Below are 22,511 nucleotides of genomic sequence, written 5' to 3'. Positions count from 1 at the left end.
AGCCCAATAGTCGGGTTTTTTCCGTTCAACGTTTCATTGTTTAAAATAACCAAAGGATTATTTCATGAGCCTGAACGCCGTTCCTGCTGGTAAAGATATGCCAGAAGTAGTGAATGTTATCATCGAAATTCCAGCCCATGCTGACCCTGTAAAGTACGAAGTAGACAAAGAGACCGGCGCAATGTTTGTCGATCGCTTCATGGCTACTTGCATGCATTACCCGGTTAACTACGGCTACGTAAATAACACCCTGTCTGAAGACGGTGACCCGGTTGACGTGTTGGTAATGACGCCATTCCCTATTCTGAGTGGTTCTGTGATTAAGTGCCGTCCTGTAGGTGTACTTAACATGACCGATGAATCTGGTAAGGATGCAAAAGTACTGGCTGTGCCAGTAGACAAGTTATCCACTATTTACCGCGATGTTAAAGACATCAACGACGTGCCAGAATTGCTGAAGCAACAGATTGAGCATTTCTTCTCTCACTACAAAGATTTAGAGCCTGGTAAGTGGGTGAAAATCGACGGTTGGGCTGACGCGGAAGCAGCCAAAGAAGAAATCGTATCAAGTGCAAAACGTTACGAAGCGGGTGAGTAAAGCTGTCGTCATTATTTAAAAAGGCCTTCGGGCCTTTTTTTGTGCCCGGTGATTCGGCGTTCTCGAATAGGCTCGCAAAGCGCTTACCCAAAGGGGTCACAATCGCACTTTTGTATGTGATCAAAAAAAGATGTCCACAAGCCATACTTTCGTGGTATGAGCGTCGATCCTGCGCAATGAAAATGATCCCAAACCACTAATTTGAGATCAAACTGTCTGATCGCACTGGCCAACAGGGTAAATTTATTTTTCTGGTGTACAGAAAGACAACTCTTGAGCCGGTAAGTGGCTTTGTTCTGTTTGGGCCTTGACAAATCTGATTTTGCGCTGCGTGAAAATTGGGGGTGCTAATTGTCTTTTCAGGCTGCATGCCTTGTGTAACAAGCCTTTAGAGATCCACATTCATCTTTCATAGTCAAGCGAGAATTTACTTTTTACGTTGCATAATTAGGTCGATTTTGGTGTCAGCCCGTGGGACGCGTTGTCTACTTTATGTGCGTAACAGGTGAGGGCAAGCTGGTCTGCGTTGTTAGCGATCGCTCTGGCCAGAGAGATCTGATCGCAGTTTAAAAACATAGTGCAAATAACCCTTACAGCGATCTGTGCACAAACAGTTCTATATGTAATACACAAAGTTATCCACAAGTTGCACAACTAAGTGTATAGTTTTTTGTCTGGGTAGCTTATTGTTTTGGGGTTGGCTGCCGATAAGTAAATTATCACTTTACTGTGGTATGGCGGTGGTGGGGTGAAAACACATCGTACTTATATAATGATAATTACATTACTAATTGATTGAGCGTAAGGTTGTAAGAAACCAGCTCGGGAATCACAGAGGAACGCATGTTTGTACTTAAATCTTCGCTAACAGCAATACAAGATGAAAATAGAAATCTGGCCAAGGAAAACAGGGCGCTGGAAGCCCAGGTACAAGGTCTTGAGCAACAGCTGGCCGAAGCCAATCTTCGCGCCAGCGAATCTGCCGCAACCGCAAGTAGTACTTTTAACGGTGTAACCTTATCTATGCTCGATTCTATTCAGCAGGTAGCAGGTATTCGTGAAACCGTTCTGAAATCCTTTATGAACATTAACCAAGAAAAAGAACATATTGGTGATATCAGTACACTGTTTAATGAAAGTGCAAATACTCTGAGTAATATCCTGAAAGATATGGATCTTCTCAATAGCAAAATGGGCCAAATGAGTGAGCGTATTTCCGGGTTGTCTGACACCGCAGATAACATCAATAAATTTGTGGCCACCATCACCAGTATTTCCGATCAAACCAACCTGTTAGCCCTGAATGCAGCTATTGAAGCCGCGCGTGCTGGTGATGCCGGTCGTGGTTTTAGTGTGGTGGCCGATGAAGTTCGAGCCCTTGCCAACGAAACAAACAAATCGGCCAGTGAAGTCGCCGAGCTGGTACAGGGAATTATTCAGTCGACCCGAGCAGCTGTAGGTGTGGTGAGTGGCTTGCAGGAAAACAACGAGCAATTATCCACCGGTATAGGTGGCTTGAATGCGAACTATGAAAAAATGGTGAGCTATTCGAATAGCATGAAAGACACTATTAACGACGCATCACTACAAACCTTTTTGCAAACCGTTAAACTTGACCATGTTGTTTGGAAAAGTGAGGTTTATGCAGTACTGTGTGGTAAGAGCAGTAAGCAACCCAACGATTTTGCAGATCATACCCAATGCCGTTTGGGTCAATGGTATCGTGAGAACATGCACAGCGAGATGGGACGCTCAGATGCCTTCCAGCGTTTGGAAAAGCAGCATGCTGAAGTACACAGAGCTGGTGTTCAGGCGATGCAAGCAGCGGCGCAAGGCAACGAAGAGGAAGCTGATCGCTTACTTGAGGCAATGGAGCGAGCCAGTGGCGAAGTGCTGACTTTACTTGATAGAATAGCCGAACAAACCCGTTAGTGAGTGCACACATTTTTGTCGTCGCCATTCGATCGGGTGAATGGGGAAGAGTGTGAGTAGTGAAGAAATCGAAAAGTTGAAGCATCAAATAGCGGTGCTTCAACGAAAACTCAGCCGCGAGCAACTGGCACGTACGGCGGCTGAAGATATGCTCAATAACTATTCCCGCGACGCCTATTTGGCCAACCAGAACCTGCGCAAGGCCCTAAGTGAAACCCGTGCTATTTATCACAACCTGCTCGCACAACTCCCTCAGGAAACGGCTGACACCCTCGCGGAAAAACCAGTTATAGACCAGCATGCAAACATGGTGGATAGAATGACTCTGCTTAGCCAACTGGCCGCAGGTATTGCTCATGAAATAAATAATCCCATTGGTTTTATTAAAAGCAATTGCGAAATTCAGGGCTACATGCTCAAAGACGTATTTGATGCCTGGGACGAAGTAAAAAACACCGTTAGTAGACAGCAAAGTGAGCTTAGCGGGCAGATCTTCGATATTGAACTTAAATACATGTTGTCAGATATAAGAGAAATGCTTGAGGACATCGAGCGCTCTTCTCTTGAGGGGGTAAACCGCATTGCCGAGATTGTTTCTTCTATTCAGATATTCTCTTCTCCGGTGGGTACCGAAAAAGACTTCATTACTCTGGAAGCACTCGTTGACTACTGCACTGCAGAGTGTATTCGTTCACTCCCTGAAAGTGTGACGCTCGACGTATCCTCTTTGAGTGATGCGCCCGAAGTGTTGGTGAATCAAAAACAGGTGAAACAGGTGTTTGATGCAGTTATTGAGAATGCTATAGATGCATGCAAACCCAAGGGTATCATTGGTGTGAAGTTTGCCGTTTTACCCGGGCTGGTTAAGTTGTTTATTCACGATACCGGCTCCGGTATCAAGGCGGAACATTTGCCACTTATATTCACCCCGTTTTTTACCACTAAACCACCTGGGGAAGGAACGGGCTTGGGGCTGTCGGTGGCCCAAGCGTTAATGGAAGTACAAAATGGCTGGTTGCAAATCGATAGTCAAGACGGGCAAGGAACGACAGTGACACTGAATTTTCCAATTCAGTAGTGTCCACCCGGCTGTTTTTATTGATGTCCGTCAATTTTTCGCGTGAATTATAATCGTGTATAACTATTTATAAATTTACAACGGTCAATTTGCTATATTATAGGCGCGGTCTTCCCAACCCATACAGTATATGATTGCATAAATAAACATCAATTAACCTAAAGTATATAATTGTACGAGGGTTATAGTGGCCTTCTTCCATTGTGTTCGCAGTCATGAAGTAAGGAATATTAACAGGTACGAGAGAATTTATGCGTAATAACCAGCCCGTTACACAAACACAATACAAGATCCCGAATCACTACAGACTTATTTCTTCCACCGACAAACGGGGTGTGATTACGCACTGCAACCAGCAGTTTGAAGAGGTGAGCGGGTATGATTACGATGAACTCATCGGAAAGAACCACAACATCATTCGTCACCCTGATATGCCACCTGGAGTGTTTCGCGAAATGTGGAAAACACTGGAAGCGGGAAATATCTGGATGGGGCTGGTAAAAAATCGCTGTAAAAACGGTGATTATTACTGGGTTTCTGCATTCGTGACACCAGTGTTTGAAAAGGGCCTGATCGTTGGTTATGAGTCAGTTAGGGTGCCGGCAAGTAAAGAACAAATTGCACGGGCAGAACATCGCTATAAACGTTTACGCGAAGGAAAGTCGAGTACTTCTGCTGGTGAGATGGCGCTCTATTACATCAAAGATTATTTACCTGTGCTTGTGTTGGGTATACCAGCATCTGCGCTTGCTGCTACACTTGGTAGCCCGTTAGCGGCTGTATCAACAGCGGTAGCCTTTACTGTATGCGGGCTGTGGATGGCAGCGAAAACCAAAACCTCATGGCAGGACATGCTAAGAATTTCTCCTAATAGCTTTTCCAACCCTGTGGTGTCGCAGACTTACTTCGACGATTACGGCAACCGTTCCAGAGCGAAATTGGTGCTGGGGTGTGAGTTGGCCCGTTCACGTACCGCGCTGGCCAGAATAGAAGATGCTGCTGATGGGTTAAACGACGTTGCTAATACCACCCACGAGCAGGCGGAGATCACCAGTGCTGCGGTACTTCAGCAAAATCAGGCCACGCAGGCGATTGCATCTGCTGTCCATCAAATGTCGACCACTATTCAAAGCGTTGCAGATCGGGTTGAAAAAAATGCTGAGAGTGCCCGTTCTGCCTCACTAAACGTGGAAGCCGGAAACGAAAAGGCCGATGAAGCGCTCTCTGCCATTCGCGCACTAAAAGAAGCCGTTGCATCAATTTCCAATACTGTTCAAGAACTGGCGCAGTCTACTAACGACATTGGCGAAGCCGCCAGCCTAATTTCTACCATTGCCGACCAAACCAACTTACTGGCATTAAACGCAGCCATCGAAGCAGCCAGGGCTGGAGAGCAAGGGCGTGGGTTTGCCGTGGTCGCCGATGAAGTGCGTTCTCTGGCATCAAAAACACGGGAATCTACCGACAAAATTCACAATATTATTGATGTGCTGGCTGAACGCTCAGAACGGGCAGTACGCGTATCGAACGACGGATTGGCCTCAGCAGAAGAAGGCACACGTATAGTGGAAGACACCCGGAAAACACTGGCTGAAATCAATACGGCGGTGAGCGTAATTGCAGACCAAACCGTTGAAATGGCATCTGCTGTCGACGAGCAAAGCTCGGTGGCTGATCATATAAGCCAACAAATTGTCGAAATTGCCGATGGTGCGAAAGACACGCAGCAAGCATCTGAAGCTTCGCTCACTGCTAGCATGAGATTACGCGATACCGTGAACCAGGTGCACTCTGTAATTACCCGCTTCACCAATAAGCGCAGTGAGCTTTAAGCAATTGTCAAACTTGCTTAACACAAACCCGGTTGGGGTGGTGAGTAGCACTACCCCAGCTTAAGCGCACCGCCCCATGGTGCAATAACTAGCTGTTTGCCTGTAGTTTAACAACATCGGCTGATTCCGCTTCCAACAGTGTTTCTGCCGCAGTACCTTTTAGCAGTTTGGCAACGGCGTCTTTGTTTTTCGCCAGCATCACTGACAAGCTTTCAATGACATCTTCTTCCAGCTTAATGCCCTTAGCGTTGATGTAGGCTGCCAGATTATCAGCCGTATCGAGCATCTTATCGTATTGATCGGCCTCTTTTTTATCTGTAGTCACCAATTTTTCAGCCCCTTTGTGTGTAACAACATACTGCACTGTAATCGCCATAGTGATCTCCGTGATTTAAAATTTAATTGTTACTGAATGCTCAAATACTGTATAAATAAACAGTATTAAAGGCAACTGTTTTTTGAACTATGTTGAGAATGATTCCTGTAGCGGCTCAGGCTGGCATCGTGGGGTGGAGTCTTGGAGTCTCCGGCACAGGAATACACGGAACTAGATTTGGACCTCAATGCTTTACGAATTGAAAACCTACCGTCACATTTATCGCGTTGGAGGAAGGCTATTTCACGGTAAGAAATAGTGTATTTGATGGCGATTGACAAAGTACCGGTAACGCTGAGTTAATGGCATGTATTGATTCCATTGATCAGCGCTACAGTAGTAGCACACAGGTATGGCGGCCAAGGGTATACCGCAGGAAAAGTGGCGCCTAACGCGGGCGCACCTTTTGCGGCGATATACCACGGGCCAGGAGCATACTCCGTGTTTTTATTGTCTGTAAGGGTAGAGAGGGTCCGCGCTCCAACTTATTTTGGTTGTTGTAAGTAGCGCTTTTTTTGAAATCTTAATTTCTCTACTGCTGGATCATGGATTCTGACGAGTTCCCGCTCCATGAGGTTTTGCATTTGTATGGCTGTGTGGCGATATTCGGGGTTGTTCGCCAGGTTGTTAAGCTCAAAGGGATCTGCTTTAAGGTCATACAACTCATCAATTTCATCGCTGGGATACCAGACAAACTTGTATTGATGGTTGCGAATAGCGCGAACTCCGAACCAAGCGCCGTTATACCATTCATAGGCATAGAGGGCATGATCGTCAGCGTCACTTCGGGCACGATTACCTTGTTCGATAAGCGGGTTTAACGATTCTCCGTCTACGTCTCCATCATTGTCGAGTTGCATCCATTCCGCTAGTGTAGGGGCAACGTCTATCATGGAGACGTGACGGGTTATAGCGCGAGGTGTTGCGCCGGGTTTGCGGATGAGAAGTGGTATACGCATGAGTTCGTCATAGGCGTAAGGCCCTTTGTCAAATAAGCCATGCTCACCAATCATACTTCCCTGGTCGCCCAGCAAAACGATGTGCAGTTGTTCGTAAATGCCTACTTCCTTTGCGGTGCTTATCAGTTCACCGACGATACGGTCGACCATGGCGATGGCGCCGTAATAGTGTGCCCTGGACTGACGCCAGTCTTTTTCTGTCATATGGCTTACATCGTGCCACGGCCACCAAATACCATCTTGTGCCATGGGTTTGTTGACACGCGGGGCGAGGTGGTTTTTTGGCAACGTGAGAGTGTCAGGGTCAAACATACTGGCATAGGGCTCTGGCACCCTGTAGGCCGGATGGGGCTGATTAAAGCTCACAACACCGAATAAAGGACGGCCGTCCCGGGCAGCTTCACGGAGCATCTGTTGACCATTGCGCATTTTCTCCGCCGCTTTGGTGTCGTCGAACGTACCTGGCAGGGTTTGATAATACTGATGTTTTTCATCATTCTCATCAAGCAGACCAGCTTGGTAACGCAGTATGCCCTGCTCTCTGTCTCTAGGCACACGAGGTTTGTATTTGACTGCGTCAGTTTCTGACTTACCGGTGACAAAATCCGCCCCGCGTAAACGCGGGCCCTGTGCTCCCAAATGCCATTTTCCTACATAACCTACGAAGTAGCCACTATCACTGGCGCGTTTAAGTAATCCACCTTCCGATGGCGACAGAGCGGTTTGTCTGGAGTGATAAAGTTCAACGTTATCGTCTAGGCCGGTTTTGTGTCCCCAACGACCGGTGAAAAATGCCGCTCGCGAAGGGGAACACAGTCCTGTGGTACTCATTGCATAGTCGAAACGGGTCGATTCAGCCGCTAATGCATCGATATTAGGGGTGTGTACAGGACCTCCTCGGTACGAAAAGCTGTCAAATCGCATGTCGTCAAACATAAGTATCAGTACGTTGGGTTTTTCCGCTTCTTGCACAGTTGCTTCACTGGGTGTTGCTTGGGACGTGTGAGCAAAAGCCAAAAAAGTCAGCAGCGCTAAACATCGTGATAAACAAAGGTTGGTCACAATTTGGTTACCTCCATAAACAGTGGGCCCACAGGTAACCGGCCTGCTTTGATGTAGGCGTGCAGATTACCTTGCCCTCGTGGGAGCTCAACACGCTCAAATGTAGCGGTTTTCTGTCCTTTCTTGACTGGTAGCGTCAAATGCACGTTGCCGTACTTAAGGTGGGCTTCACCATCTGATTGCAACTCGGGAAGATCGAGACGAATGTCGTACACGCCAGCATGTGTGTTTACCTGCCAGTGTCCGAGTTGATTGTCTTCCACCACACGTGGACCACCGTAATCGAAGCGTGAAATAACCCTTGGCCCACCCCAGTCGAAGCGAGAGAGGCTGACTATAGGTTGCGCGGGGTGACCAATACTAATTCTTTCAATGCCTGCTGCATCGCGCTCTTCGGTAACGTCGTCAAACCACTGTTCATAGCGCTCCAACATGGCGTTGACAATGTCTGGGTGTTCGCTTGCAATATTTACCCGTTCACTGGGATCGTGTCGAATATCGTATAACTCCAAATTCTTCAATACGTGAAATAATTCGTGGTCGGTTGGTTGATGCACAATACCGTGAGGAAAATCGTGAGGACTTACTAATTTATATTGGTTTGTACGGACAGCAAAATGCATATATTTAAATGGCGTCGGGCCGTAGTGCATTTGCACGAAGAAATCTCTGTCTTCGAGGGAGTCCACATCGTTTTTCCACAGAGGTAATAGTGTTTGCCCATCTATTGGTGCGGGAGACGTGTTTTTGACGCCTGCTGCATCAAGCAGCGTAGGGAACAAATCAATCACGGTACCCATTTGCGCGGTTGATGAACCAGGAGCTATGTTACCCGGCCATTGCACGAAGAAAGGCACGCGAATACCTGCATCGTATACGCTGGTTTTTGTTCCTCTAAGGTTTGCTGTCCAACGACCAGGAATACTGTCGTTTTTCGTGCGTCGGTGTCGTGGCCCATTGTCTGACATGAAAATGACTATTGTGTCGTCGGTAAGGTTGAGCGCATCGAGTTTATCGAGAACCCGACCTACGTTGTAATCGATACTCGATATCATGCCATATACCCGTGCGTTGTCTTCATGCAAACCCATGTCGCGATATGGTTTTGCTAGATCGTCGGGTACTTGCAAAGGCAGGTGGGGCAAATTAGTAGCCAGATAAACTAAGAAGGGCGACGATTGATTGTTTTCCACGAATGCCATGGCCGCTTCAGTGAAAATGTCATCACTGTATCCATCATAGGGCTTGGAAACATTGTTGTGTTCTAAAATAGGGTCGAAGTAGGTGTTACCAGCTGGCCCCGCAGCCTGCCCAATACCGCCGCCTTTATGAACAAGTGCTTCCTGAAAGCCCTGGTCAGTGGGCCGCATAGGGTGGTTGTCTCCCAAATGCCATTTTCCAAATATACCTGTTTTATAGCCATTTTCCGCTAACACTTCCGCCAAAGTCACTTCGTCACCGCGCATGAAATGGTCAACTTGCGTGACGGCGGTAACACCCGTGCGATAGGGATAGCGGCCGGTAAGTAACCCGGCTCTTGTAGCCGAGCAGTTTGGATAGGTAATGAAATGTTTCATTTCCATCCCATGCTTGGCTATTCGCTCGATATTGGGCGTTTTGAGGTGAGGGTTGTTGTGCATGCCAATATCGCCATAACCCTGATCGTCGGTAAGCATGATAACGATATTGGGTTGCTTTGCAGAAACGAGCGACGCAAAACACAGTAATAAAAGGGTACAGAAGCGTTGAGTAAGTTGTTTTCTAATCATGATATTCATCACCGATTTAATTTTAATCCAAATTAAATGTATGCAATTTAAATAGGATTACATATAATCTGATTAATCTAAAGTAAAAAATGTAACTAAAATGAAAATATCTAAGATAGAAACTTACTGTTTTTGGTTGGGCTTTCGCAATGTATGTTTGGTAAAAGTGGAAGCGGACAACGGGGTGTACGGGTGGGGAGAGTCGGGCTTGTCTGGGCGTGAACTGGCAGTTTCAGGTGCCATCGACCACTTTAAGCAATTTCTGATTGGTCAGAACCCGGCCAATATTGGCGCCATTTGGCAGCAAATGTACCGGGGGCAATATTTTGAAGGCGGCAGAGTACTCGCGGCTGCCATTGCTGCCGTAGACATAGCTTTACACGACTTGGTGGCGAAATCTCTGGGTGTGCCTGTATACCAACTGTTGGGAGGGAAGCAACGAGACGTTATTCCATTGTTTATTACCAGCATCAAACCCATGGGCGAAGCGCTTATCGATGAGCTATCGGCATTTAAAGCGCAAGGCTGGCAGGCACTGCGCATTACCACCGGAGAGCACGGCCAGCCTGGCCAGGGAACGTGTTTTGACCCTCGTGAGTCTATTGTTCAAACCAGTGCATGTTTAACCGAAGCGCGGCGCGTGCTAGGGCCAGACGTGGTGCTGGGTATTGATTACCATCACCGCTTAAGCGTGCCTGAAACGGTGTCGTTTATAAAACGCATGCCACCCGGCACCCTTGATTTTATTGAAGAGCCCATCCGCGATGAATGTCCATCAGCTTATGCTGCACTGCGCACAATGATAGATACACCATTTGCCATTGGTGAAGAACTCACGAGCAAGTGGGATTTCGCGCCCTACGTGACTTCGGGGCTTACCCAGTTTGGTCGCATTGATATTTGTAATGCCGGTGGATTCACCGAAGCCATGAAAATTGCTTCGCTCTGTGAACTGAATTACATCGATATGATGCCACATAACCCCCTTAGCCCTATTTGCGCTGCCGCCTCTATTCACTTCTGTGCAGCCATCAATAATTTATCCTGGTTAGAGCTGACACCCTACGACGGCGATGTTTCTGATTACGACAATTACTTTACCCATCGCCCGAAAGTGGAAGGCAATGTATTTAAGGTAAGTGACACGCCGGGTTTGGGCATAGACGTGAATGAAGCATTGGTAAAAACACGGTCGTTTTCCTATTGGGAGCCGCCAAGACTTCACAAACCCGATGGCTCTTACACTAACTGGTAAAAAGGACAATCAACAATGACAACAAAAGCTACCCACAAGCGATACAACATCCTTCTACTTATTTTTATCAGCGTGGTCATTAACTACATGGATCGCACTAACATTTCTGTTGCAGCGTCTGCCATGTCTGATGAGCTTTCTCTTTCAGCTGTACAAATGGGTCTGGTTTTTTCAGCCTTCGGTTGGACATACTCTATCTTACAAATACCCGGCGGTATTGCCGTAGATGTAGTAAAAGCACGTGTACTGTACCCGTTTATTCTGGTTGCCTGGTCGCTGGCTACCCTGGTACAGGGGTTTGTTACTTCACTGGCAGCATTACTTGGCTGCAGAATGGCCATTGGGGTATTTGAAGCGCCTTCGTATCCTTGTAACAATAAAATAGTGACATCTTGGTTTCCTGAGAGCGAACGCGCGTCGGCCATTGCGGTGTACACTTCAGGGCAGTTTATCGGTCTGGCGTTTTTGATGCCCGTACTGGTAGGCATTCAGGAGTGGGTGGGATGGCGCGGACTATTCATCGTATCCGGTATTATCGGTATTCTTTGGGCTGCTATCTGGTACGTGTTCTATCGCGACCCACAAGATCATAAAAACGTAAACGCTGAGGAGTTGGCGCATATCACGCAAGGTGTGCGGCCTGACACCGAAACAAAAGCAGCCAAGCGTATTCAGTTGAACATGAGTAACCTGAAACTCGCGTTCGGCCACAAAAAGCTTTGGGGTATTTACATTGGGCAGTTTTGCCTCGGTGGCACGTTAATATTCTTCCTCACTTGGTTTCCCTCCTATCTTGTGGAATACCGTGGGCTGGATTTCATCAAGTCAGGTTTCCTTGCATCTATTCCTTTTTTAGCGGCTTTTGTCGGTGTGTTAGCATCAGGCTTTACTTCTGATTACCTCACGCGTCGGGGTGTTTCGAAAGACATCGCCCGAAAAGCACCGGTTATAACCGGCATGTTACTCACAATGAGTATTGTAGGGGCTAATTATACTGACGATACTTTCTGGGTTATTGCATTCTTATCTATCGCGTTTTTCGGTAATGGACTGGCTTCTATTGCGTGGGTATTTGTGTCCCTCATTGCACCGAAAACTCACGTAGGCTTGATAGGTGGTTGCTTTAATTTTATTGCCGGGTTGTCGGCTGTTGTTGTGCCTTTCATCATTGGGTTGCTGGTCAGTGGTGGCGATTTTAAACCTGCATTGCTATTCATCGCTGTGCTGGCATTAACCGGGTGTTGTGCGTATTTGTTCTTAGTGGGTAAGGTGCAGCAAATAGAAGTGAAAGAATAAAGTAAGAAAAGAGCATGTGGTTGCCTTCATTGTTTGTCACCTAAAAAGCGACAAATAATGAAGGCTTTTTTGTGGGTTAGAAGTTACCTTTTATGCCAAATAACACTCTGCGACCATTGTCTTCATAAATAGCAGGGAAACCATTGCCATCCACAGACGCGGTAGGTTCATCAAGCAGGTTAATGGCCTCAACAACGACTGAGTAATTGTCGTTTACGTTATAGGTGATGTTGCCATCCAGAATACCCGTTGCTTTCACAAATCGACCAAAGCCTTCCTGTTCACCCGCTGACAGCAGATATTTGTCGCGCCAGGTGTAAGACAAGCGGACCGACAGTTTTTCACCTTCATAGTAACCACTTACATTGAAGTTGTTTTCTGATGCCCCGGTTACTTTCTCGGGTTCGGAATTATCAATATACGTGTAGTTGATGAGTGCGCCTGTATTGCTCCAAAGTCCTGGCAGGTTATCAAAACTGTGCTGGAAGGTAAGCTCTACACCGCGCAAATTGACGCCATCGCCATTGACCAAAGAGTTGATGATAAATTCTTCGGTAATATTGCGTTGAGAACCGTCTGACGATACTTCAATTATTTCCAGATCTTCGTTTTGAGTTTCCTGCTCAATGAGCGACTCAAGGTGCTTACTAAACAAGGTGGCAGACAGAATTGAGGAGTCGTCGAAATACCATTCCACGGAGGCATCGAGGTTATTTGAGCGAAATGGATCAAGGTATGGGTTGTTCCGATTAATTGTTGGGGGAACGTTACTCGCCGTGGTTGAAGGTGATATTTGAGCGAGTCCTGGCCGTGCCATGGTTTTAGAAGCGGCGAATCGCACTATCAAATCATCCTGCACTTCATAGCTGATGTTTAGCGAGGGCAATACATCTGAGTAGCTGCGCGTTACATCGATAGGCTCACCGGCTGGAATAGTAATAAGCGCACCGGCGTCGGGCTGAAATGTAATGGCCGACAGGTCTGGCGCAATGCCTCGCGTGGTTTGGTCGGTATCTACCACGCGTACGCCAATATTCCCTGTAAGCCGGTCGTCGAGCATGGCGAAATCTGCTTGTACGTAATACGAGAAAATATCTTCTTTGGCATCAATGGCGCCTGTTTCATTCTCGCTTATCTGCCCCATGGCAGATAGTTCGCTGCGGCTGAACGATTCAACAATATCGCGGGTACGGGTGTGAAGAAACGTATCGGGGAAGTATGCCGCGCCACTGTAAGCGCCCAGGAAATCACCACTGCCAGCTCCAGTAAGCTCAATCACAGGTGCACCTTCATAACCGCCGTTATCGTTAGTATCCAAATTCATGATGCGGGCAAAATCGTCGCGGTTCACATCAAGGCGACGTGAAATACCCAGTTGCTCCTGCTCACTATAGCGTGCGCCAAATCGAACAGCAGTTAAAAAGCCTGAATCGAAATAACGGGTTGCATCGAACCTGATACTGTCAATTTTGTCTTCTATTTTACTGCCGAATTCACCGAAGAAACTCAAAAACTCATAGTTGTCGGGGGTTGCCACCTCATTTCTGGCTGTCTCTGACAATACCAATGAGGTGATATCACCCACGGTGGAATCGTAACCCGCCTGACTGATATATCCCCGTGTAAGCACGTTTAACCCATCAGCAAGCTGGTCTGAGCCAGAGTGGTTCCATTCGGCTTTTAGTGTCCATTCGTCTAGGTCGTATTGTGTGCCCAGCGCAAAAGACGTGGTTGACCCTTTCCGTGATTGAAAACGTCCACCCGGGCGTACCTCTACGTTGGTCATTTCTGCGCGAGTGGTAATAAGGTCGCCATTGACATCTTCACGTGTGGTACCAGAGGCGATGAGTTGCTCGGCACTGGTATCAGAAATATTACGGTACGTATTGCCAAAGTTATAGGCGGATTGGCTGCGAATGGAAAGGTTGTCGAGCTCGGTGTAAAATACGTCAGCATACACTTTTAGCGTATCCATGGGTTTAAACTCAACGCGCCCACTTAAACTCAAACGCTCTTTTTCCTCTGTAAATTTTTCTAACAACAGCAGGTTTTGCACGAAATCGCTCGAGTGTCGAAAGCCACGACTCAGTGATGAGTGCGATTCAGCATTGCGCTCGGTGTAAGCTGCACCAATACTCACGCCAATGGTGTTGTCTGCAAACACATCTGAGTAGAACCCCGACATGCGAGGGGCAATATCGCCGGAATTCGATTCATAGGCTCCCTGAGTAGAAAATGCCATTTTGCGTTCGCCCAGTTGTAGCGGGCTATGGGTTCGCACGATAACGGTACCTGATAAACCGCCCTCCTGAATTGATGCCATGGGGGTTTTGTGCACTTCCAGGGAACTGACAAACTCCGACGGCAGGGCTGAGAACTCAAAATTCCGCGATGCATTTTCAAGGTAATCTAGCGCAAACGCTGAGGCAATATTTTGCTCATTCAATGTAGTAAGGGTAAACGCTGGGGGAAGGCCTCTTATGCTCACCCGAGAACCTTCGCCACGTACCCGCTGAATTTGCACGCCTGTAACACGTTGCAACGATTCGGCTACGTTTTCGTCGGGGAATCGACCAAGGTTGGTGGAACTAATAACATCGGCAATTACCGACGCATTGCGCTTGGTGGCCACGGCTTCTTGCAAGCTGGAGCGAATACCCACTACCTGAATAACTTCAGTGTCGTCGTTCTCGGCGGTGACGCTGTCGGTTTGTGACTGTGCAGACAGCTGGGCGCTAACAAACAGCGATAGGGCACTGAGGCCAGTTACCAATGATGGAGGTGTTTTTATTTTCATGTCCTTAATCTCACTTAATGTGTCGAAGGTTGTTGGCTGTTGCACACACCCGTTAAGGCTAGACTGCTGCAACACACGCATTGACTTAATATAAAATTAATGTTTTTGTATGCAATCGCTATCAAGATTGCATATAATTTTTGTTAAATCAATGTTGAGTTTGTTAATTTTTGGAAGATTTTATAAGGCAAAGTGGCGAAAGCGGTGGGTTGCAACGGCAAGCGAAGACACTAAAAAGCCTGACATGCTCTAGAGAAACCGGTGCTATTATTCTGTAAACTAAGTTGGTAGAGTTGACCGAAGCGCTTATATAGCAAGACGCACAAGAGAGAAACGCAACGAATGCAAGAGACAAATTCTGAGTTGTTTAAATCGGTATTGATCGCAGATGACAACTCGCTGTATTCACGAATTTTAAACGACATTGCCAATGCCGTGTATGTCAGTGGCGACCGCCTGGTTACCACTGCATTGGCAAAAAAGTACGACACCAGTATTACACCGGTGCGGGAAGCGTTAAAGCAATTACAGGGGGAAGGCTTTGTTACCATTGCACCCAATAGCGGTGCCCGGGTAGCGAAATTCGAGTACGCAAATATGCGTGACGAACTGGAAATTCTGCAACTCATTGAGCCGTATTTAATGGCCTTTTTTGTAGAAGAGTACACCGACGACGATTACCAGCAACTAGAAGCGCTACTTGCCGATATGGCGGATGCTGACGATTTGGCCTACCGGCGCTTAGACACTCGGTTTCACTGGACAATGTACAGCAAGCATTACAACAAAAGCGCGGTAGATATGTGGTGTAAGAAGCGTCTGACTATTATGGCCATGCATTCTAATGTAAGCTTAAATCCAAACCGCATTCAGCAGAGTATAAAAGAACACAAGCAAATCATGGCGGCCCTTAAAACCCGCGACGTAGAACAAGTGCTTCAGGCCATGGAAAACCATTTAATGTCGAGCAATAAGTACTGGTCGAGGTATATTGGGCGGTCGCTTACCTAATCAGGCAACCCATGAACCTAACCGGCATTAAAGGCGTGATATTCGATTTAGACGGCACGCTGGTGGAATCGGCCCTGGATTTTACCAAAATGCGCGCCGCTATCGGCTGCCCGCCTGGCCAGGATATTCTTGCGTTTATCGATACCTTGCCCACCAAGGCGCAACAAACCCAGGCGCACAACGCCATTTTACAGCACGAGCTAAACGACGCCCGCACCGCTAACTGGCTCGACAATGGCAAAGCCATGGTAACCCGGGTACAACAAGCCCAACTGCCCATGGCCATAGTTACCCGCAACTGCAAGGAAGCCACGGCCATTAAAATTCACAACAACGGCATTCCCATTACCACGGTATTAACCCGGGAATGTGCCCCGCCAAAGCCCGACCCCACCGCACTGCTGATGATAGCCGAACAATGGCAACTGCCCCCGGCAGACCTGCTGTATGTAGGCGACTACATTTACGACCAACAAGCTGCCGAGAATGCCGGGATGCAGTGGTTGTTGGTTTGATTAGTCGGGCTTGGGCCAAGTTGGAAGCTCTGGCACGTCGGGATACAACTTTTTCTTTTCAATATAATAACTATATTCTTTAGGAATTTTTTCGTCACTTGTGTAGGTGATATTTCCTCCGTTTACTTCTTTGTACAAGTTTATATCTATTTCTTGAATTTTTTTTAAATCTAATGTACTCATATACTTGTCTCCTCTTTCTCAAGTACGCTTAGATTATTTCAAAGCAAAAGGACATTGCTATGAAAAGAAGGATATTCCCTTGTAATACAGTGCCATTTTTGATTAATGGCCTAATTTTAATAGTTATTTTCACCTTGAGTAAATTTTCTGATGCAGCTTACTATTGGGATAATTCCAATAGTATTTTTGACGGGAAAGCTACAGGCATTATCCGAGATATTTTGTATCGAGAAGATGGAATTTGGCTGGGTGCAGAAAATGGAATATTTGTACTACGGGGAAATATAACCGAGAAAATTAGCCTACCAGTTCAGAGTAATGGTTATATCTCGGATTTGGAATCCTCCTACGGCAGTGGTGTCTGGGTTAGTATTTATGCAGATGGCCTCTACAAACTTACCAGACGTAATAAGTGGAATAAGTTAGATATAGATCCGAGGTTGAAAGATTCGTGGCGAGTTTTAGAGTTCGATAATTACTTAGCCGTTCTGACAATTGGAAGTCTGCTGATTATTGATAAAGAAACTTATAGGGTCGTGAAATCTATCAAAGGCTTCACTGATAGGGACTTTGATGAAATACCCTACGTGTCAAAAATTGATGACCTACTTGTTGTCATTGAAAAGAACAGGTTGCTGTTAGTTTCAATGCGAAGTACCGCTCTGGAAATATCGGAATATCAAATCGAAGATCTGTGGCCAGATCTTTCCTCCGTTTCAATGGTTAAGGAGCATAAAAATAAGTACTATATCGCTGGCCCTGAAGGTCTATACATTGGATCAGCTCTCTTCGATTCAAAAAAATTTTATGAATCAAAACAAAGGATTACTAATCCTATTTCTATCGCTGAGAAAAATGACAGCATTTTTTTAATAGCGAACCAAATTTTAGAAATAAAAAACAACTCACTATACAACGTTACATGGGATGGTTGGCTATGGAATTCTCAGAAAGTAGGTTTTCTGACAGGTTTTGCTGAAACAATTTACGAGGACTTTCTTCTAACCAGTTCGAGAAAGGGGCTCATCTATACTCCTACGTATTTTGATGCTATTAACTTGTCTAGAGAACTAAACTTTCTTGAAAATCAATTGATTAAAAAAAATAATTTTGCAGGGAAAGTAAAATCAAAATTATACCGCCAGCAAATTCAACGAGCATGTGAAAAAGTGCTTGACGAAAAATCAAAGCTATCACGGTTTCTCTGCAAGGAGGACATACAATTACTTATTCCGTATGTCGATCAAAAGTGGTTGGTATTGTACGGACACAATAACAATCAAAAACTTGTAGTGAAGGACGAAGCGCTAGATGACATCGAATCATTTGAACTTCCGAGCACAGTTGTAGATGTTGCAGTTGATCCTGAAGGGCAAATTTATCTATTAACTAGTGAAAACCGAATATATTCACAGTTGTCTAAATTTGTGTGGAAAGATATTGAGGTAACCATTCCGCATTCTTCGAACTTTACATGCTTCCTTGCTTCAGGTGATAACGGCCTATATGTATGTTCTAGCTCTTCGGGAGTTTGGCATATTACCAAGTCAGAAGCAGAGCTATCCAAGATTTCCGTAGGGGGAAATAGCAATATACGGTACATCAGAGCTGGGGCCATAGATAGCAATGGTGTTCTATGGTTAGCGACAAATTCCGGCCTGTTTTATTATGATAGTAACTATTCTTATTGGCAGGAACTTAGTAGTTCTGATGGAATTAAGGATGTAGATTTTGAGTATTTTGGTATAGCAATTATTGATAATAAAACATTGATAAAAGGAGATAATTTTGACTATGCAATTCAAAGTGACACTTTCAAGTTACGAGAGGAAAAAAGACGAAGAAGACAAACACACGTTCAAATTGAGGTAAGAAACGAGGCAACCGGAAATCTTATAAGTTTAGATGAAACCAAAAAATTTTATGCCGTAAAAAAAGGTAGAGACATTTTAAATATAGTTGCATTTACAAATGACTACATAAATAAGCTGGATTTGGGTATCGAGTACGTCGTTGACAAAACTACAAATACATGGGAGTTAATAAACTCTCCGAATGCGGATATTAACTTTCCGAAACTCTCACCAGGCGAGCACACTATTCATCTTAGAGTATCAGATCCAAGAAGCCAGGCCGAACAACCAGTGACTACAGTAAAAATTCGAGTATTGCCACCGTGGTGGCAGAGTTGGCAAGCTCTGCTGTCCTTCTCTGTTATCGTTGCATTTTTTTCCTGGCTAATTTACCTCAATTATCAGCGGCGAGTTCGAGAGCAGGCTATTTACTTGAGTGAACTTGTAGATGAAAAGAATCACGTACTATCTCAAACTCATGATTCGCTTAAGCAAATGTTAATACGGAAGCAAAAACAATTCACAAACCTTTCTCACGAATTAAGAACGCCTCTGTCGCTTATACTCGGACCGATAGCACAAATTAAAGAAATGATTACGTCTCCCGAGGTTATTGAAAAAGCAGATTTAATTGAAAGGAACGCCAGAAATATTGAAGACATTCTCACAGAGATGATGGAAATCGAAAAGTTTGAGAAAAATCAGGAAATTTCTCATTCGGAGTATGACGCTAAAGCTGATTGCAGCAGGCTTCTTTTTGATATGGTCGCGCTGGCTGAACTAAAGGGTAAAAAGCTTAAATGGAAATGTGACACAAAAATCAAAATTGTTCTGCGTGCTGGTACATTGGAAAGAATCATCAGTAATTTAGTTTCGAATGCAATTAAATACACGTCATCTAAAGGCAATATCGAAGTAAGGATATTTGAGAAGGATCTGCATCTATGTATCCTTGTGAAAGATGATGGTCGTGGAATGTCTGAACAACAAGTCGCTAGAATGTACCAACGGTACGTTCGATTTGGTGAAGATGGCAAAGGGTCTGGTGTTGGTCTTGCGTTGGTCAAAGAGGTGGTTTTGGCAAATGACGGATGGATAAATGTGTCGACCGCCATCGACAAAGGAACAACATTTTGTGTATTTCTGCCAGCACTGACGATGAAAAATAGAAATGTCCGAAGAGAACTATTGAAGAAAGTTGCCATTCGGGAACCAGAAGTAAAGGACTATGATGGGTTAGATAATAAAGATAATAAAGATAATAAAGATAATAAAGATAATGAAGATAATGAAGATAATGAAGATACGTCAAAGCCTGTTGTCTTAATTGTGGATGACAATGAGGAGATGCGCTTATATCTTCAAAGCATGTTAAGTGATCGCTATAAATGTCTACTTGCAGAGAACGGGCAACACGCCCTGGAAATTACCGCGCACATTGTACCTGACCTAGTAATTGCTGACTACAAAATGCCTGTTATGGATGGAACAGATTTAACTAAAGCGTTGCGTAATAACGATCTAACGTCACATATACCTATTATAATGCTATCGGGTTTGTCGGATTCAGACAGCGAGATTGAGGGGCTTGAGGCCTCTATTGATAACTACGTGACTAAGCCCGTGCACGCGGATATTCTGCGCCTTCGCATTCGGAACCTAATCGACAGAAACCGCAGTTTGCGAAGTAAAGACGCAACGGAAACGCAGCACGAAGCTTGTCAAATGGTGCCTGACCACGTGACTGAAAGAAATCAAAAATTCTATTTTGCGGTACTCAACGAACTGGAACTTCATTATTCAGAAGAGCGTTTTACCAAGCTACAGCTAGCTAAGAATCTGGCAATAAGTGAACGGCAATTACACCGAAAAATAAGTGACGTATTTGGAACCGGCTTCTCTGACTTGATAAGGGATTTTAGGCTGAGGAAAGCTAAAGAAATGCTTATAGCGGGGAAACAAATTACACGGGTTGTTTATGACAGCGGCTTTTCTACACCATCTTATTTTAGTTGCTGTTTTAAGGAAAATACCGGGCTAACACCAACAGAATACCAGAAAGCAAACCACAAACCTAAGTTGCAACCGGTGAAACATCCGCTGAGAAACCGACAAAGTTAGAGTGTTTTGTTGAAGACAATTAGGATGGAATTTTAAAAGATGCTACCGATCGATTGACCTTTCTTATCCTAAGTTCACCTTGTGAACAGTTGGTATTTGAGCCAATAGGCAGCTAGTGGCTTACTATCTTTATTAAGAATGAGAATTTTCTCAACGGTGCAACCAGCTTAATAGCGAATAGCGTTTTGCACCGGCGAAGGGTGTCACCATCTGTACGGCATGATCTTGCGGTATACGGAACAGGGTGAGAGTATTAAACGCAGGTTTGAAGCCTTGTTTGAGGTTGCCTTGGTCGTCGAAAAACACTGTATGCCCACCCCAGTTCATGTTCCAGTTTTCACTAAACCCGAATGTACAGGCAGCCACGCGATTGTGCTTACTGTGGGTGTCGTTGTGGTCGGTAAGAAAGTGCCCTTTATCGTACATTGAAGCGTAGCTATCGGCTTTGCGGATCGCTGTTTCTCCGGTAATTTCACGCATAAGGCTCAGATAATCCTCGCTGTTAACAAAACGTTCAAACGCGTGAAGCGGATGACCGGGGTTCTCGCCAAGCTCAATGGCCTGTGAAATGTAGTACTGCACAAAGGCATACTGAAAGTGGTTTGTCGCGCGTTGGTAAATTTCGTTCAAGCAGCGCTGGTTCACATCATCGGGTAACGCCAGAATTTTCGCATAGTCACACTCGTAAAACCCTTTGTTGTCATTGTAGGCGAAATACCAGTTTTTGTTGCTCTCGATACACGCCAGTAAATATCGGGCTGTGTCTTCAGTGAAGAAATCGGCTATTTGAACCTTACCGGTTTCTTTATAGGCACGTTTGGCCGCCTGTGTGTCGATATTCCGATTAATTGCTATTTCCACACCCTAGCCCCGGTATTCTTGCTGAATATTCCCTTCCCAAGTTATAAACTGACGTCGCTGAGGTAAATTAGCCAAAAGTCTAAAATATGAGCTGCAGCAGATATGCCGCAACTTGCTCAATCGAATTGCACCCTTATAAAACGTTTCACATCGTTCTACTGGCATGTAAAATTCTGTCGCGTACTTGGGTCAATAAGTCCAAGCGTCTGCACTCTTTCTATACCAAGGAACCAGAATGAAAAAGTCACTGATAAGCGCCGCACTTGTAATTTGCGGTTTATGTTCTCCATTCGCCCATGCCATGGATGCCACCTTTGCCACCAACGGCGTTGATGTGAATGGCAGTGCCGATGACGCTGTTTGGCAAAAGGCAGACTGGCACCCAATGAACCACTTAATGGTGGGTAGCATGCCTTCGCCGGAAGATTTTTCCGGGCGGTTTAAACTAGCCTGGGACGAAGGCAAACTGTATCTGCTGGTTGAAATTGTTGACGACGTACTCATTGATACACATCCTGACCCAACCGTGAAATATTGGGACGATGATTGCCTGGAAGTGTTTATTGATGCCGATGCGTCCGGTGGCAATCACCAGTTCAGTTACAATGCCTTTGCTTACCATATTGCACTTGACGGCAACGTGGCTGATTTTGGTGACGAAAACGATGGTAACGGTGTAGTGTTGCTTAACGACCACGTAACGAGTGTGTGGCGTAGAGATGAAAAAGCGCCTCATACTATTACCTGGGAAGTGGCAATTGATATTTACCCTGACACTTTTAGTACCGATAAGCCTGGCGAGCCATTAATGCTCAACAGTGGCCATGTGCTTGGTTTTATGCTGGCCTATTGCGATAACGACGGCAGTAAAACTCGTGAGCATTTTGTAGGGTCACACGCCATTACGCCTGTGAACGGAAGTAAAAACTTAGGTTACTTAGATGCTTCTGTGTTTGGCAAAATCACCCTGGTAAAATAGTCTGATGATATACAAAAACCGCCGGGTATGAGCC

General features: G+C 45.5%; 16 protein-coding genes. 10 read left to right on the top strand and 6 right to left on the bottom strand.

The window, feature by feature from the left end; translation table 11 throughout:
- Positions 1–64 precede the first annotated feature (64 nt).
- The 4 genes from ppa to KO518_RS17795 all read left to right on the top strand — a co-directional run bounded on the left by ppa (position 65) and on the right by KO518_RS17795 (position 5,440).
- Positions 65–598: an inorganic diphosphatase gene (gene ppa / locus KO518_RS17810; protein ID WP_216027207.1), complete on the top strand. Its 534-nt coding sequence runs from the start codon at positions 65–67 to the stop codon at positions 596–598.
- Between the two features lie 843 nt (positions 599–1,441).
- On the top strand, positions 1,442–2,530 hold the full coding sequence (locus KO518_RS17805) for a methyl-accepting chemotaxis protein (RefSeq protein WP_216027206.1): 1,089 nt from the start codon (positions 1,442–1,444) through the stop codon (positions 2,528–2,530).
- Between the two features lie 52 nt (positions 2,531–2,582).
- A complete protein-coding gene (locus KO518_RS17800) occupies positions 2,583–3,608 on the top strand; it encodes an ATP-binding protein (RefSeq protein WP_216027205.1) in 1,026 nt (341 codons plus the stop codon).
- A gap of 251 nt (positions 3,609–3,859) precedes the next feature.
- Positions 3,860–5,440: a PAS domain-containing methyl-accepting chemotaxis protein gene (locus tag KO518_RS17795; protein WP_216027204.1), complete on the top strand. Its 1,581-nt coding sequence runs from the start codon at positions 3,860–3,862 to the stop codon at positions 5,438–5,440.
- An 88-nt stretch (positions 5,441–5,528) separates the two neighbouring features.
- On the opposite strand, the gene KO518_RS17790 is transcribed toward KO518_RS17795, so the two are convergent.
- The 3 genes from KO518_RS17790 to KO518_RS17780 form a co-directional block, all read right to left on the bottom strand.
- Positions 5,529–5,816, bottom strand: coding sequence for a YebG family protein (locus tag KO518_RS17790; protein ID WP_216027203.1), 288 nt, complete (start codon positions 5,814–5,816; stop codon positions 5,529–5,531).
- Between the two features lie 485 nt (positions 5,817–6,301).
- The gene (locus tag KO518_RS17785) at positions 6,302–7,837 is read right to left on the bottom strand and encodes a sulfatase-like hydrolase/transferase (protein WP_371742356.1); all 1,536 of its coding nucleotides are present in this window, start codon (positions 7,835–7,837) and stop codon (positions 6,302–6,304) included.
- The gene (locus tag KO518_RS17780) at positions 7,834–9,606 is read right to left on the bottom strand and encodes an arylsulfatase (RefSeq protein ID WP_216027202.1); all 1,773 of its coding nucleotides are present in this window, start codon (positions 9,604–9,606) and stop codon (positions 7,834–7,836) included. Before KO518_RS17780 ends, KO518_RS17785 begins: the two co-directional genes overlap by 4 nt.
- 100 nt (positions 9,607–9,706) lie before the next feature.
- On the opposite strand from KO518_RS17780, the gene KO518_RS17775 reads away from it, so the two are divergent.
- Complete coding sequence (locus KO518_RS17775) at positions 9,707–10,861, top strand: mandelate racemase/muconate lactonizing enzyme family protein (RefSeq protein WP_216027201.1); 1,155 nt, start codon at positions 9,707–9,709, stop codon at positions 10,859–10,861.
- Positions 10,862–10,876: 15 nt separating this feature from the next.
- A complete protein-coding gene (locus KO518_RS17770; protein ID WP_216027200.1) occupies positions 10,877–12,157 on the top strand; it encodes an MFS transporter in 1,281 nt (426 codons plus the stop codon).
- A 76-nt stretch (positions 12,158–12,233) separates the two neighbouring features.
- Here KO518_RS17770 and KO518_RS17765 read toward each other — a convergent pair whose 3' ends face one another.
- Positions 12,234–14,954, bottom strand: a complete 2,721-nt coding sequence (locus KO518_RS17765) for a TonB-dependent receptor (RefSeq protein WP_216027199.1) — start codon at positions 14,952–14,954, stop codon at positions 12,234–12,236.
- 342 nt (positions 14,955–15,296) lie between these two features.
- Between KO518_RS17765 and KO518_RS17760 the strand changes: the two genes are divergently transcribed.
- The gene (locus KO518_RS17760) at positions 15,297–15,965 is read left to right on the top strand and encodes a GntR family transcriptional regulator (protein WP_216027198.1); all 669 of its coding nucleotides are present in this window, start codon (positions 15,297–15,299) and stop codon (positions 15,963–15,965) included.
- Positions 15,966–15,976: 11 nt separating this feature from the next.
- Entirely contained in the window at positions 15,977–16,480 is a 504-nt protein-coding gene (locus KO518_RS17755) for an HAD family hydrolase (RefSeq protein ID WP_216027197.1), read from the top strand.
- Here the strand turns inward: KO518_RS17755 and KO518_RS17750 are convergent, their stop codons facing one another.
- Positions 16,481–16,663: a hypothetical protein gene (locus tag KO518_RS17750; RefSeq protein ID WP_216027196.1), complete on the bottom strand. Its 183-nt coding sequence runs from the start codon at positions 16,661–16,663 to the stop codon at positions 16,481–16,483. It abuts the gene before it with no gap.
- 59 nt (positions 16,664–16,722) lie between these two features.
- Here KO518_RS17750 and KO518_RS17745 point away from each other — a divergent pair, with 59 nt between their 5' ends.
- On the top strand, positions 16,723–20,637 hold the full coding sequence (locus tag KO518_RS17745; protein WP_216027195.1) for a response regulator: 3,915 nt from the start codon (positions 16,723–16,725) through the stop codon (positions 20,635–20,637).
- Positions 20,638–20,787: 150 nt separating this feature from the next.
- On the opposite strand, the gene KO518_RS20300 is transcribed toward KO518_RS17745, so the two are convergent.
- Complete coding sequence (locus tag KO518_RS20300; protein WP_216027194.1) at positions 20,788–21,498, bottom strand: 2OG-Fe(II) oxygenase family protein; 711 nt, start codon at positions 21,496–21,498, stop codon at positions 20,788–20,790.
- A gap of 235 nt (positions 21,499–21,733) precedes the next feature.
- Here KO518_RS20300 and KO518_RS17735 point away from each other — a divergent pair, with 235 nt between their 5' ends.
- Positions 21,734–22,477, top strand: a complete 744-nt coding sequence (locus KO518_RS17735; protein WP_216027193.1) for a CBM9 family sugar-binding protein — start codon at positions 21,734–21,736, stop codon at positions 22,475–22,477.
- Positions 22,478–22,511: the final 34 nt, after the last annotated feature.

This window comes from Aestuariibacter sp. A3R04 (assembly GCF_018860805.1).
In the GTDB taxonomy this organism is placed as follows: domain Bacteria; phylum Pseudomonadota; class Gammaproteobacteria; order Enterobacterales; family Alteromonadaceae; genus Alteromonas.
This window is presented reverse-complemented; position numbering and strand designations above follow the sequence as displayed.